The organism is Nakamurella antarctica (assembly GCF_003860405.1).
In the GTDB taxonomy this organism is placed as follows: domain Bacteria; phylum Actinomycetota; class Actinomycetes; order Mycobacteriales; family Nakamurellaceae; genus Nakamurella; species Nakamurella antarctica.
This window is the reverse complement of record NZ_CP034170.1, coordinates 744,274-758,245: the sequence shown is the minus strand read 5'-3', so window position 1 is coordinate 758,245 and position 13,972 is coordinate 744,274. Positions and strand designations below refer to the sequence as shown.

13 protein-coding genes are annotated in these 13,972 nt (G+C 61.9%); 7 read left to right on the top strand and 6 right to left on the bottom strand.

The genetic code is table 11. From position 1 onward, the window contains the following. Nucleotides 1-87 precede the first annotated feature (87 nt). Genes gndA through rsmI form a run of 3 tightly spaced genes read right to left on the bottom strand, consistent with a single transcriptional unit; the run spans nt 88 to nt 3,060 of the window. A complete protein-coding gene (gene gndA, locus EH165_RS03300) occupies nt 88-1,554 on the bottom strand; it encodes an NADP-dependent phosphogluconate dehydrogenase (protein ID WP_124798014.1) in 1,467 nt (488 codons plus the stop codon). A 56-nt stretch (nt 1,555-1,610) separates the two neighbouring features. Beyond that, nucleotides 1,611-2,084: a GatB/YqeY domain-containing protein gene (locus tag EH165_RS03295; RefSeq protein WP_124798013.1), complete on the bottom strand. Its 474-nt coding sequence runs from the start codon at nt 2,082-2,084 to the stop codon at nt 1,611-1,613. Nucleotides 2,085-2,133: 49 nt separating this feature from the next. Beyond that, a complete protein-coding gene (gene rsmI, locus EH165_RS03290; RefSeq protein ID WP_124800272.1) occupies nt 2,134-3,060 on the bottom strand; it encodes a 16S rRNA (cytidine(1402)-2'-O)-methyltransferase in 927 nt (308 codons plus the stop codon). A 162-nt stretch (nt 3,061-3,222) separates the two neighbouring features. On the opposite strand from rsmI, the gene EH165_RS03285 reads away from it, so the two are divergent. Continuing rightward, on the top strand, nt 3,223-4,713 hold the full coding sequence (locus tag EH165_RS03285; RefSeq protein WP_422392125.1) for a dolichyl-phosphate-mannose--protein mannosyltransferase: 1,491 nt from the start codon (nt 3,223-3,225) through the stop codon (nt 4,711-4,713). Between the two features lie 89 nt (nt 4,714-4,802). Then, nucleotides 4,803-5,426 carry a superoxide dismutase gene (locus EH165_RS03280; protein ID WP_124800271.1) on the top strand — a complete coding sequence of 208 codons (624 nt, stop codon included), beginning with the start codon at nt 4,803-4,805 and terminating at the stop codon, nt 5,424-5,426. A 72-nt stretch (nt 5,427-5,498) separates the two neighbouring features. On the opposite strand, the gene EH165_RS03275 is transcribed toward EH165_RS03280, so the two are convergent. Further along, nucleotides 5,499-6,464 (bottom strand): cation diffusion facilitator family transporter, encoded by a 966-nt coding sequence (locus EH165_RS03275; RefSeq protein WP_124798011.1) that lies wholly within the window; start codon nt 6,462-6,464, stop codon nt 5,499-5,501. Between the two features lie 298 nt (nt 6,465-6,762). Here EH165_RS03275 and EH165_RS03270 point away from each other — a divergent pair, with 298 nt between their 5' ends. The 3 genes from EH165_RS03270 (at nt 6,763) to EH165_RS03260 (ending at nt 9,381) form a co-directional block, all read left to right on the top strand. After that, nucleotides 6,763-7,515 carry a hypothetical protein gene (locus EH165_RS03270; RefSeq protein ID WP_124798010.1) on the top strand — a complete coding sequence of 251 codons (753 nt, stop codon included), beginning with the start codon at nt 6,763-6,765 and terminating at the stop codon, nt 7,513-7,515. 3 nt (nt 7,516-7,518) lie between these two features. Next, the gene (locus tag EH165_RS03265) at nt 7,519-8,358 is read left to right on the top strand and encodes a hypothetical protein (protein ID WP_124798009.1); all 840 of its coding nucleotides are present in this window, start codon (nt 7,519-7,521) and stop codon (nt 8,356-8,358) included. A 75-nt stretch (nt 8,359-8,433) separates the two neighbouring features. Beyond that, a complete protein-coding gene (locus tag EH165_RS03260) occupies nt 8,434-9,381 on the top strand; it encodes a LysR family transcriptional regulator (RefSeq protein ID WP_124798008.1) in 948 nt (315 codons plus the stop codon). A gap of 78 nt (nt 9,382-9,459) precedes the next feature. On the opposite strand, the gene EH165_RS03255 is transcribed toward EH165_RS03260, so the two are convergent. Next, a complete protein-coding gene (locus EH165_RS03255; RefSeq protein WP_206426076.1) occupies nt 9,460-10,308 on the bottom strand; it encodes an aldo/keto reductase in 849 nt (282 codons plus the stop codon). Nucleotides 10,309-10,416: 108 nt separating this feature from the next. Then, nucleotides 10,417-11,373 carry a L,D-transpeptidase gene (locus EH165_RS03250; protein WP_239020677.1) on the bottom strand — a complete coding sequence of 319 codons (957 nt, stop codon included), beginning with the start codon at nt 11,371-11,373 and terminating at the stop codon, nt 10,417-10,419. Here EH165_RS03250 and EH165_RS15315 point away from each other — a divergent pair. After that, nucleotides 11,366-11,677 (top strand): hypothetical protein, encoded by a 312-nt coding sequence (locus EH165_RS15315; RefSeq protein ID WP_164479102.1) that lies wholly within the window; start codon nt 11,366-11,368, stop codon nt 11,675-11,677. The genes EH165_RS03250 and EH165_RS15315 overlap by 8 nt on opposite strands. 446 nt (nt 11,678-12,123) lie before the next feature. Further along, the gene (locus tag EH165_RS03245; RefSeq protein ID WP_124798006.1) at nt 12,124-13,938 is read left to right on the top strand and encodes an AMP-dependent synthetase/ligase; all 1,815 of its coding nucleotides are present in this window, start codon (nt 12,124-12,126) and stop codon (nt 13,936-13,938) included. Nucleotides 13,939-13,972 lie beyond the last annotated feature (34 nt).

Here is a 13,972-nt window from a genome sequence, read left to right as displayed (position 1 = left end):
AGTCGTCGGTGACTACCCCCGAGTACCCAAACTTGGCTGGTCCCCACCTGCCGAGACCGCTGCTTCGACAGGCGGGGCCCGCTAGTTCTAAGAGGCCTCGACCTCAGATTTATCGCCCGACCACAGCGTGTGGAAGGTGCCCTCCTTGTCGACGCGCTTGTAAGTGTGGGCGCCGAAGAAATCGCGTTGACCCTGAATCACGGAGGCCGGCAAGCGCTCTGCGCGGAGTCCGTCGTAATAGGCCAGCGACGACGAGAAGCCCGGCGTCGCAATGCCGGAGAGCGCACTGCCAGCGACCACGGCGCGCCAGGCGTCCTGCGCCCGCGTCATCACTTCCGTGAAGTACGGCGCGAAAAGGAGAGACAGCAGACTCGCATCTTCGTCAAAAGCCTCGGTGATGCGGTTGAGGAACACCGCACGGATGATGCAGCCGCCGCGCCAGATGCGAGCCATGGCGCCATTGTCGATATCCCAGCCGTACTCCTTAGCTCCCGCTGCGATGACGTCGAAGCCCTGCGCGTAGGCCACCAGTTTGGAGGCGTACAGCGCCAACCGCACCTGCTCGATGAACGCGTCCTTGTCTTCGACGACCCAGGGGCTGCTGGGGCCGGGTAAGCCGATCTTCTGCGCTCCGGCACGCTGGTGCGCTGCCGAGGAGAGCCCGCGGGCAAACACCGCTTCGGCGATACCGGACACCGGAACGCCCAGATTCAACGCGGTCTGCACCGTCCACGTGCCGGTGCCCTTCTGGCCCGCGGCATCAAGGATGACATCGACCAGTGGGGAGCCTGTTTCGGCGTCCACTTGGCGCAACACCTGCGCGGTGATCTCCACGAGGAACGATTCGAGTTCGCCGGTATTCCACTCTGCGAAGACGTCGGCGATCTCCACCGGGGTCAAGCCGGCAGCGGTACGGAGCAACTGATAGGCCTCCGCGATCAACTGCATGTCGGCGTATTCGATGCCGTTGTGGATCATCTTCACGAAATGGCCGGCGCCATCGGTACCCACGTGGGTGCAGCATGGGACGCCGTCGACGTGGGCGGAGATCTTCTCCAAGATCGGCCCCAGGGACTCGTAGGCCTGCGCCGAACCGCCAGGCATGATCGAGGGACCGAGCAACGCACCTTCCTCGCCGCCCGAGATCCCGCTGCCCACAAAGTGAATGCCCTTTTCGCGCGCGGTTTCCTCGCGGCGACGCGTGTCGAGGAACTGCGAGTTTCCGCCGTCGACCAAGATGTCGCCCGGCTCCAGCAAGGCGGAAAGTTCGTCAATGACGGCGTCCGTGGGGGCGCCGGCCTTCACCATGATGATGATCTTTCGTGGGACGGCGAGCGAGGCCACGAAGTCTGCGGTCGTTTCGCTGGCGATGAATTCGCCGTCGCCACCGTGCTGCTCAATCAGTGCCCGCGTTTTGGCGCTCGTCCTGTTATGAACTGCGGTAACGAAGCCTTTGCTGGCGAAGTTACGGGCCAAATTTGACCCCATGACGGCAAGGCCGGTAACGCCGATGTCGGCGAGTTTTGCGTTTTCAGTTCTGTGGTCTGCGGTCATGGAAATTACCAACTCCTTGGGCGGGATGCGGGGTGGGCTTGCTGGGCAGGAGCAAATCAGATCTTGGCGAGCGCGGCTTTCACCGCGCCGGAGACACGGCCGCCGTCTGCCTGGCCAGCAGCTCGTGCCTGGACCGCTTTGATGACCTGCCCCATCTGTTTCATGGTGACCGCGCCGCCGCTCTGCTCGGCGACTTCCGCCACGGCAGCATCGACCAGTCCGGACAACGCCTCATCGCTCAATTGCGCGGGCAGGTAGGCCTGGATCACGGAAGACTCCGCGACCTCGCGCGCCGCCAACTCGGTGCGGCCCGCAGCGGAAAAGGCCTCGGCAGATTCCTTGCGCTTCTTGACCTCGCGAGCTAAAACGATCATCACCTCGGGGTCGGTGAGCTCGCGGGCGGTGGCGCCGGAGACCTCTTCGTTGGTGATGGCCGAAATCACCATGCGAAGTGTTGCCTTGGTGAGTTCGTCGCGGGCTTTCATCGCCGCCGTAAGGTCCGCGCGCAGTTGAGCTTTTAATTCAGACATCGGTAGTCGCCTCAGATCAATCGGTGCCGGGAACCCTCTGGGCCGGCCTTCAACAATTTGCAGTTCCGTGTTCACCGTAGCCCGCAGCAGCGCTGCCGGGTCCGGCTTTCGCGGCGGTAGCAGCTGCGTAGACCGTTCGGCGATTGAGCCCGTGCCGCGCCGCTACCTCGTCAACGGCGTCCCGGCGTGTTCGGCCGCCACCGACCAGCGCATCAACCTGGGCAGCAAGATCGTCATCGGCGGGCTGGGTCACGACGTCGCCACTGGCACCGGCGACCACCACGGTGATTTCACCGCGCAACCCCTCTGCGGCCCACGTCGCGAGCTCGCCCAGGGTTCCCCGCCGTACCTGTTCATAAGTCTTCGTCAGCTCTCGACACAGCGCCGCGGGGCGTGCAGCACCGAACGCCTCAACCATCGCGTCCAAGGACTCGCCGATGCGGTGCACCGACTCGAAAAAAACCATCGTCCGCAGTTCGCCGGATAGCTCGCCGAGGGCACGTCTGCGTTCGCCGGGTTTACGCGGCGGGAAACCCTCGAAGGTGAAGCGATCACTTGGCAGACCCGACAACGCCAAAGCGGTGATTACGGCGCTCGGCCCCGGAACGCTTGTCACGTGCAATCCGGCGGCTGCCACAGCGGCGACCAATCGGTATCCGGGGTCGGACACCGATGGCATTCCCGCATCTGTCACCAACACCACCTGCGCGCCGCCGGCTATCCGCTCGACAAGCATCGGGGTTCGGATTTCCTCGACCGCCTCGTAGAACGACACCACCTTGGCAGTCAGAGTTATCCCAAGGTCCGCGGCAAGTCTGAGTAACCGTCTCGTGTCTTCAGCGGCAATCAGATCCGCTGATTCCAAGGCATTTTTCAAGCCTTGGGAGGCATCGCTTACCCGCCCTAACGGCGTCCCGGCTAGGACCAGTTCGCCACGCTTTTGCGAGGGGTCAGTAGTTTCGGCGCCAGTAGTCACGCCGTTCACCCTACGATCTTGACTATGACCGTTGCTCCCTGCGCCGCCGATCCCGATCTCCTCGGCGCGGCACCTGCCAATTCCGATGGCGACGGACTGAGCGCGGATCAACCGGAGGGCGAGGCCACCGACCCGGCCTTCGGAGTAGTCGCGATTGGGCAAATGCCAGCACTAGAGCCTCCCGTCGGCGCAGCGAAGGTCCGGCATGACGACATGCCCACCGACGTGGGTCGCGGCTGGATCGTCACCGGCGTCCTGACTCTGGTTGCCGTCCTCGTCAGGTTCTGGCAGCTGGGTTTTCGGACCGATGGCGGAACCCCCATTTTCGACGAAAAGTATTACGCACTGAACTCCTTCCAGGTCTTGACCAACGGCGGCTACGAAGACAACTACGCCTACCCCGTGGTGGTCCACCCGCCGCTGGGCAAACAAATCATCGCCATTGGCGAAAAGCTGTTTGGCTACAACGCCTTCGGCTGGCGCTTTGCCACCGCGGTGGCAGGGGTGATCTGCGTATTCCTGGTGATCCGCGTCGTCCGCCGCATGACGCGCTCGACCCTGATCGGCGGCCTCGCCGGCATCCTGCTGATCTGCGACGGCGTATCGCACGTCCAATCGCGCACCGGCCTCCTGGACATGATCCAGGCCGTCTTCGTCGTTGCCGGCTTCGCGTGCATCGTTGCCGACCGCGATCTGATGAAAACCCGGCTCGCGCAGGCTGTGGAAGACGGCAGCATTGCCCTGACGAAATTCGGCCCCCGGGTGGGAGCACGCTGGTGGCGTTTCGCTGCCGGGGTCATGTTCGGCTGCGCCACCGGCGTCAAGTGGTCAGGTATTTACTGGGTGGCCGCCTTTGGCGTCATCACCGTGATCTGGGACATCAGCGCGCGCCGGTCCGCGGGCATCTCACGTTCGACGCGGGCCGTCGTGCGCCGGGACCTCGTGCCCGCGCTGTGGTCCATGGCCGTGGTGCCGGTCGCCGTGTACCTCGGGAGCTGGTGGGCGTGGTTCGCCTCCGAAACCGCGTGGGCCAGGCACTTGACGGGCAATGCCCTGACGTCGTGGGCCAAGTGGCAGCTGGAGATGCTCCAATTTCACTCAAAGCTGGTGACACCGGCGGTGTTTGCGAGTCGTCACCCATGGGAATCCAAGCCGTGGTCGTGGCCCATGAGCACCAGGCCAGTCCTGTACTACGTGAGCGGCGGCGCAGACGCCACGGGCTGTAACGGGGTGGCCGACTGTGCCAAGCGCATCTTCCTCGTCGGTACCCCGGCTATGTGGTGGCTCTCGCTACCGGTGCTGTTCTGGGCGCTGTGGAAAATTATCGGCAGGCAAGACTGGCGCTATGCGGCAGCGGTGGGGGCGTACGCCGCCGGCTACCTCCCCTGGTTCTTCAACCTCGATCGGCAGATGTATTTCTTCTATATGACGCCCGTCGCGCCATTCCTGATCATCACGATCGCCCTCGTTCTCGGCGATGTGCTTGGCCAGCGAAAAGCGGGCGTAGAGCGCCGCGCACTCTCGCTGGCAATTGTCTGCCTGTATGTGGCCGTGGTGGTCGCAAACTTCATTTTCATGTGGCCCATCCTGAATGGCGATCCGCTCACCAATGCCGAGCTCACCGCGCGGATCTGGATCCCCACCTGGGGGTAGGCACTGCCCCCGCCTGACCCACACCACCGCGGTATAGGCTCAAAATGTCAGTCGAACGCACCATCAACGTGCCCAAGGAGATCATTTTCATGGCGCCATACACACTTCCCGAACTCCCCTACGACTATGCAGCGCTGGAGCCGTTCATCTCCGGCAAGATCATGGAACTGCACCACGACAAGCACCATGCCGCCTACGTGACCGGCGCGAACACCGCGCTCGAGCAGCTTGCCGAGGCTCGGGAGAAGGAATCTTTTGCCACCATCAACCTCCTCGAGAAAAACCTCGCGTTTCACCTCGGTGGCCACATCAACCACTCGGTCTTCTGGCAAAACTTGGCCGCTGGCGGCGGCGACAAGGCCGATGGCGAACTGGGAGCGGCCATCGACGAGTATTTCGGTTCGTTCGACGGATTTAAGAAGCAGTTCAGCGCCAACGCCAACGCCATCCAGGGCTCCGGCTGGTCGGTGCTCGCGTGGGACACCCTGGGCCAGCGACTTAACCTGTTCCAGCTGTTCGATCAGCAGGGCAACATTCCGTTCGGCCAGGTTCCTCTGCTGATGCTGGACATGTGGGAGCACGCCTTCTACCTGCAGTACCAGAATGTGAAGGCTGACTACGTCACCGCTTGGTGGAGCGTCATCAACTGGGCGGATGTGACCGCACGTTTCGAGCGCGCGAAGAGCCACACCGCCGGACTCATTAACGGCTGATATCGCTTCGAACTACTTAAAAACGGCGGTCCCTGACAAGGACCGCCGTTTTTTATGGGCTACCAGCCCCTATTAGTGGCTCCCAGTCGCAGGCGGCTGTGTCCGGGCACGCAGTGTTGGTCGATGGCGCGCGTCAAAGATGTCGGGCTCCACATACAGGGCCGTGACGATCGGCACGGCCGCCCGCACCCGTGCTTCGACTTCGTTGACGGCACTGGCGATGTCGGCAGCGGTGTCACTGGAGTGCACACCGACTTTCATCGCCACCAGCAGCTCGTCCGGGCCGAGATAGAGGGTCTGCATATGGATGACCTTTTCGATCGAGTCGCCGGCCTCGGCCGCATCGGTAATGGTCTTCACGTCCGCATTCGAGGCACCTTCGCCGAGCAGTAGCGACTTCGTCTCCACGGCAAGGACGATGGCCACGAGCACCAGCAGCAGCCCGATAAAGGCCGTGCCAATGCCGTCAAAGATGCCGTTGCCGGTGATGGCCGCTGCACTTACACCGATCAACGCGAGAAGCAGACCGATCAAAGCTGCGAAATCCTCCAACAAAATGACGGGTAACTCGGGCGCTTTCGCGCGCCGAATAAACTGCCACCACGTCACGTTGCCGCGAACCAAATTCGACTCTTTGATCGCTGTGCGGAACGAAAACCCCTCTAGCACAATGGCTCCGAGCAATACGGCGATCGGGATCCATACCCTGTCCAGCGGCTCAGGGTGCTGAATTTTGTGGATGCCCTCGTAGAGCGAAAACAAGCCACCGACTGAAAACAACACGATGGCAACGATGAAGGCGTAGACATAGCGCTCGCGACCGTAGCCGAACGGGTGTAACGGGGTGGGTGCGCGCTTGGCCCGCTTGCCGCCGACCAGCAGGAGTACCTGATTGCCCGAGTCGGCGAGCGAGTGGATGGACTCCCCGAGCATGGACGAGGAGCCAGAGAATAAGAAGGCCACGAATTTGAAGACGGCAATACCCAAGTTCGCCGCCAACGCAGCGAAGATTGCCTTATTACCGCCCGAGGTGCTCATGCCGTTCTCATTTCTTCGTGTGCAACGCGTGGTGAACAGCGCGCCTTCACAACACCGTGGCGTCGTTCGAGGCGGCGGCTACCCGCATATTGTCGCTGACGCTGGAGTCTGCGAGGAACTCGAACACCCAGCTCAGGCTGACCTACAGGAAACCTGCGGTATTCCGCTCGACTTGTCAGCAAAGTTTTTTTTGCAATTCGCTCTCAGTACACGGGACGTCACTTAAAGTGTCAAACACACTGGTTGCCGGTCGCCGTGACCCTGACCCGTACCCTCACGCCTGAAGACCGAGGACCTCATGACGCAGCTTCCACGCCGCCACTCGCCCGCCCGTGGCCGCATCGCCCTTACAGCCTTTTGTACCGCGGTAATTCTCGCAGCAAGCGCGTGTTCCTCGGACAGCCCCGGCAGTGCCACCGCCGCCCCTGGCGCGAGCGCAGCAAGTCCGGCCGCCGCCAGCGCGGCCCCAGCGGATCCGACCGTCGATTCCGCCCAGCCTGGAGCGCCGGACGCCGCGCCCGCGCAAACAGTTCAAGTCCCTGATGCTGGCTCCGCAGACTCGGGTGGCTCAGGCACAGTTGTTGACACCACAGGGTTATGCGGGCTCATCACCCCCGCTGAAGTTTCCGCAGTGACCGGTGAATATGTCTTTCTGAACGCCACCGATATCGGCAGCGAAGAGATGCCACATTGCATCTATGGCGCCGGCGCCAATCTATCTGCCATCAGCATCGCCGCCGAGCCCGCACAGGGGTACCTCGGCGGCGAGGTCGCAACCGCTTCACCGAAGGAAGCCGTCGCCACTTTCATTTCAGCCCAAGAACTGACCGTCGGTGATCCCATGAGTAAAGAAATTCTGGTGGGGTCCATACCGGCGGCGCAAACTACGGGCCACAGCATCACTACCGCACCAAACGCCTCGATCTCTTTCCTGTCCGGCGCTACCGTTATCGTCGTCACTTTTGACGGTCAAGGATTGAACGTCGATCCGGCAAGCCTGGCAGGCCCCGCGATCGCTGTCGCTGGCGTGGCGGCCGCGAAGGTGGGCTAGCACATGCAGCCAGTCGGCCGCACGAAGGTTTTTGCTCTGGTGGCGGGCTGCTGCATCGCCTGGCTCGCGGGCTGCTCCACACCCGACGAGGCGCCGCCTTCCGCTGACACTGCGATGACCGCCGTACCGTCTGTCGCGGCCAGCGACACCTCGAAGCCTCCAGAGCTCGGCCGGGCGTCGACGGATGCTGAAATGACGACACCTGCCGCGCTAGAGGACATCTCGCCTCAAACCGCCCCGAGTGCCGCGGGACGCGAGAGCATCACGGCGCCGCCAGATGTCCCAGTGCAGTCATCCAGTGCAGCGGAGTCATCCAGTGCAGCTCAGTCACCCACCTCAGCCTCTGGACCGCCGCCCGCTGCGTCCACAGCCGTCATCAGCAACATCTGTAGCCTCATCTCCCCCTCGGACGTCACCACCGCGATCGGGGCCGGAAACTTCGATAGCGCAAGCGATATCAGTATTGGCAGCACGAGGGCCTGCCTCTACACCACTGCCACCGGCAGCTACGGGCTGACCATCACGGCAGAGTCTGTCAAGACCTACTTGGGCGGCGACCTGGCAAATCTCGCGCCGACTGCTGCTATCGCGACCATGGTGACCGCGCAGTCACTGTCGTTGGACGACGTGACCACCAGCGACGAAAGTGTCGCCGGCTTCCCCGCCACCCGGTTCGCCGGCACGAGCGCTGTTACCGCAGTGGCGGTGGGGTACGCGGTGACGGTCGTCAATGGCGTAGCCATCACCGTGTCTGCGGACGGGGCCGAATTATCATCCGCACCAACCACTCTCGGGAGCTATGCGCTTGCCGCATTGCGTGTAATCGTCGGTAAATTGGCCTAGCGTCAGCCGTCTCATCCCGGTCTGACGGTCCGGGCAGCAGCGATGCTCGCGCCAGGTTCCCGGTACGCTGCACCGGTGCCGCTTTCCCCGCGAGTTCCTGATGTACCCAGCCTGCAACTTCTGCTGGCAGTAGCCAGTTCTGGCTCCATTAATGGAGCCGCAGCTGCCATGGGGATCAGCCAACAGGCTGCAAGCCAGCGCCTGCGCGCGCTCGAAACTCGCGTCGGACTTTCCCTTATCGCCCGTGGGAGCCACGGCTCAACGCTTACCGAATCTGGCGTCCTATTGGCGCAATGGTCGTCCACGCTGGTACAGGTGGCACAGCAGCTTGACGTAGCCATCATGAGCCTGCGCACCGATCGTGCGGTTGAACTGCATGTCGCCGCCAGCTTAACGCTGGCCGAGCACCTGGTGCCACGGTGGCTTGTTGCGCTCAGTGAATCCCAGCAGCGGTTGGGACTTCTCGCCACGAGAGTGCGATTGACGGCACAGAATAGCGCAGCAGTGTGTCGCTCCGTCTTGTGCGGCGAAGCAGATATTGGCTTCATCGAGAGCCCCGGTCTCCCTGCCGGGCTGCGGTCCACAGTGGTTGCGCTCGACCAACTATTGCTTGTGGTGCGGCCAGACCACCCGTGGACGCTGGCAGCGCACGCTCTGACGGTACGACAGTTGGCGTCGACCGCCCTGGTATGGCGCGAAAGTGGATCCGGTACGCGTGATGCGTTTGTGACCGCGCTCAACGAGTGGGCGGCTGCGCACGGCGAAGGGATCGAAATCGCAACCCCCGGCGTCGAACTATCCTCCAGCGCGGCCGTGCGCGCTGCGGTGCTGGCTGGCGCTGGCCCCGCGGTGCTGTCTGAACTGGCCGTTGCTGATGATGTCGCAGCGGGCAGATTAGTCAGCGTGGAGATCGCGGGGCTGGGTTTGCGGCGGTCGTTGCGTGCGGTGTGGGTGGGAACGGCGACACCTCCGTCCGGCCCCGGCCGAGATTTGATTCAGATGGCAACGAAGCTTGCCCGGTAGCGCCTGCGCCCCCACGGCTCAGTCGTGTTCGGCTCAGTCGTGTTCGGCTCAGTCGTGTTCGGCTCAGTCGTGTTCGGCTCAGTCGTGTTCAGCGATCTCGGGGTCGAAGCCGTAACGGAGGCCACGATCCAGCTTGCCGATAGCGGCCAGATCGGCGGTCTGCAGATTGACAGCAACAGCAGCAAAGTTTTCTTCGATGCGCGATGGCGTCACCGATTTCGGAATCACCACATTCCCGAGCCAGAGTTGCCAGCTAAGAACGGTTTGGGCAGCTGTCACGCCGTTTCTACGGGCAATGTCGGTGAGGATGGGGTCATCCAGCAGGCCCTTGCATTGCCCTAGCGGTGACCACGCCTCGGTCACAATTCCGTGGGCCGCATTGAACTCCCGCATCGCCTGCTGCTGAAGGTAGGGATGCAGCTCGATCTGATCGATAGCGGGTGTGATGCCCGTTTCGGCGATCACTTTTTCCAGATGCGACTGGTGGAAATTGGACACGCCAATTGACCGGATTCGTCCCTCTTCCTGAAGACGGACGAGCGCCTTCCACGAGTCGACATACAGATCGTGAGCGGGCCGGGGCCAGTGAATCAGATACAGGTCCACGACATCGATCCCCAGCTTGGTGGCGCTGACGTCAAAGGCACGCATTGCCTCGTCATATCCCTGGTTGATATTTCGTAATTTCGTGGTGACAAAAACATCCGAACGGTCAATTCCCGAGTGGCGCAGCGCTCGACCCACCCCCGCTTCGTTGCCGTAAACAGCTGCGGTGTCGATGTGTCGGTACCCCACTTCCAAGGCGGTTTCCACCACACCCTGCGCCTCGTCATCGGGAATCTGCCAGACGCCAAACCCTAACTGGGGTATGTGGTTTCCATCTCGTAGTTCCACATTGGGTACTTCACCGGGCAAGGTCAGGCTCATCGGATTCCATCTCTGGCGTGGGCGCTGGCGGGCTGGCCCGCGCTACTCATCATTCTAGTTTCCCAGGGCCTTGATCCCCCACCGGCCTACCCCCGAGCAGCCGCGCCTCTAGCTGCGAAAGCCGCCTTGGCTGTAGGTTTCCCACGGCACGTTCCAGTCCCCGTAGCCATCCCAGACCTGCAGCGGCGGGCCAACCGTATTGCGGATATCGACGATGTCGCCAAAGCCAAAGTTCTCGTAGAACCAGAGCGCATTTTCGGTCGAGACGTTCACGCAACCGTGGGACACGTTCTCTGAGCCCTGTGCCCAGACCGACCACGGTGCGGCGTGGACAAACTCTCCCGACGAAGAGATGCGCGTCGCGTACAAAACCTCTGTTCGGTACGCCCCGGCTCCCACCAATCCCCAGGTTGATGAATCCATGATCTTCTTGTCGTAGGCCTCGGCTACCACGTGGACACCGTTGTAGGTCGGGTACTTGTTGGTGCCTAACGAGACCGGCATCTCTTTCACCACCGCGCCGTCGACGCTCACCGTCATCATGTGAGTGTTGTTATCCACCGTGGCGATCTTCGACTGGCCGATGGTGAAGGAGAATTTTTTATCAGCCTGGCCGTAGATGCCATTGCCCAAGTCCCTGCCATAGGTAGTAACCGCAACCTCGACCGCCGTGCCCGCGGGCCAGTATTCCTGGGGCCGCCAGTTCACTTGCCTGTCGGACATCCAATAGAAGGCGCCGACCACGTTCGCCGGAGCAGAGGTGATCGAGATCAACTTCTCAACCCCAGCTTTGTCTGCAATGCCCTCATCAAAAAATAGTGCGATGGGTTGGCCCACACCGACCGTCATTCCGTCGGTGGGGAAGGCGGTGGTGAGCGCCTTGTTGCGGGGGGTCAGGGTGCTGAAGCTATACGCCTGCGGCACCTGAACTCCACCCGCGTCAACAGCCACCGCGGCGATTGCGTACGTCTTCCCGTAACCCAGCGGCGTCGTCGATTTCCAGGACAACGAATCGGCCGCCAGCACGCCTTCCACCGCTATGCCGTTCGGATTGGTCATGGTCACCGCCACCAACGACCCCGCCGCAACGGACACCACCACCGGCTCGACCGGGGAGATATCTACGGCATCTGCTGCGGGCGAGAAAGACCATTGCACCGGCGGGGTCGCAGGGGCCGCCGGGCTAGAGGAGGTCGGCGTGGCAGGGGGAGTTGATGATGCCGTGGTGGTTGATGATGCCGAAGCGGTCACCGACGACGCTCCCGGCGCGGTAGGCCGCAGGGCTGGAACGGTAGCAGCTGAGGATGCCGAGACGCTGGAAGTGCTGGCATCTCTCGAAAGTGAACCGGCCGTGCTGGGCGCCGATTGATCGCTGACCCCGGTGCACGCGCTCAGAAACAGGGCGCCCGTGGCCAAAACCGCGATGACCATCTTCGATTTCATTTTTGCGCCATCCCCCAGCACTGCCCGTTTCGTGCTTTTCACACCCTCCATTGTGCCTGCTACCAGCCATGATCACCGGCAGCCACTCGCGGTTCGAGTCATATTTGTCACTCATTTGTGACCTCTCGGATTTGATCCGAATTGTTAGTCGTCCATGGCTGGCGGCCGAATACAGAGGCTTTGCTTGCTGGCGATCGACGCGCCCTGATCGCATGGCAGGTCAAGCGTCGGTAAGGTTCATCACACATAGCTGCACGCGCGACCTGCCCCGCTGTGGTCGTTGGTGGCGGCCCGATGTTCTGCTCGCTAGTTTTTTCGATACGAATTGACGCTCGGTTCTACCTGTTGTTCACCCTGTCAAGGAGGACTTTCATGCCCCCATCCGCACCCGCAGTCGCTGATCGCCAGACGTCGTTTGGCCAGATGTTCACCGACCGCGTCAGGGCCACGCCGACCCGAGAAGCCTTCCGCTATCCGTCCGGCGGCGACTGGTCATCACTGACATGGGCCCAGACACAGGACCGGGTTTTCGCAATTTCTGCCGGTTTGATCGGCCTCGGCATCAAGCCCGAAGAGCGGGTCGCCATCATCTGCAGCACCCGGATCGAATGGATCTTGTCCGACCTCGGGATTATGTGCGCGGGCGCCGCCACCACCACCATCTATCCGACTACTGCCGCCGAAGACGTCGCGTACGTAACCTTCGATTCCGGTTCGCGCATCGTCATCGTCGAAGACCAAACCCAGGTCGACAAGGTCAAGTCCAAGCTCGCGGACCTGCCGGACCTGTTCAAAATCATCGTGATAGACGGCGTCGGCGATTCCGACCTCGTCATCACGCTCGCAGAGCTGGAAAAACACGGGCGCGAACTGCTCGCTTCTAGCCCGGCATTGGTCACCGAGGCTATCGCGGCGATCCGACCCGATAGCCTGGCCACCCTGATTTACACCTCCGGGACCACCGGAAAGCCCAAGGGGGTGCGGTTGCTGCACAGCAGCTGGACGTACGAGGGCTGGGCTGTCGAGAAGATGAACATCCTCGACGACAGCGATGTGCAATACCTGTGGCTGCCGCTGTCCCACGTTTTCGGCAAGGTCCTGCTGGCCGTGCAACTGAGGCTCGGTTTCAGCACCGCTGTCGACGGCAACCTCGATCGGATCGTCGAGAATCTAGCGGTGGTAAAACCGACCTTCATGGCTGGCGCACCGAGGATCTTCGAGAAGGTTCGCGCCAAAGTCATGCTCACCGCGCAGGGCGAGGGTGGGTTGAAGACCAAGATCTTTAACTGGGCATTCACGATCGGACACGAGGTTTCAAGGCGCACGCTCGCCGGCGAGTCTGTCCCGGCCACTCTGAAGCTGCAGCACGGGGTCGCCCAGAAGCTGGTGTTTGCCAAGGTTCAGGCTCGACTGGGTGGTCGGATTCGCTTCTTCGTTTCCGGATCCGCCGCCCTCTCACGCCCGGTGGCTCAGTGGTACGCAGCAGTGGGGATGCCACTCGTGGAGGGATATGGGCTGTCCGAAACCAGCGCCGCGACATTCGTGGGGCGACCGGACGATTTGGTATTCGGTACCGTTGGCCCGCCGCTGACAGGTACCGAAGTAAAAATCGCCGAGGACGGCGAGATTCTGGTTCGTGGACCGGGCGTGATGAGCGGTTATCACAACCTCCCCGACGTCACCGCAGAAGTACTCGACGCCGACGGCTGGTTCTGTACGGGGGATATTGGAAAAATGGTCGACGGCAAGTTGATGGTGACCGACCGCAAGAAGGACCTGATCAAAACATCCGGTGGCAAATACATCGCCCCTCAAAAGATCGAGATCCTCTTCAAGGCCATCTCGCCCTATGCCAGTCAGATCGTGGTGCACGGTGAGGGACGTAACTTCGTATCGGCTTTGATCACCGTGGATGCGGACGCCATCACCGACTGGGCAAAGACCAACGGGCTGGAGGGTAAGAGCTACGCAGAGCTGACGAAGGCGCCGCAGGTCCGCGACCTCATCGACGGCCAAGTCCAAGAACTCAACAGCAAGCTCGAGCGTTGGGAAACCATCAAAAAGTTCGAAATCCTGCCCAAGGACCTCACCATCGAAGATGGATCCATCACTCCGTCACTCAAGGTCCGACGTAAAACCGTTGAGCAACAGAACATGTCACTACTCAACAGTTTGTATAAAAACTAGGAGCATCCCCTTCTGGGGTGAGGTGATTTCTGAG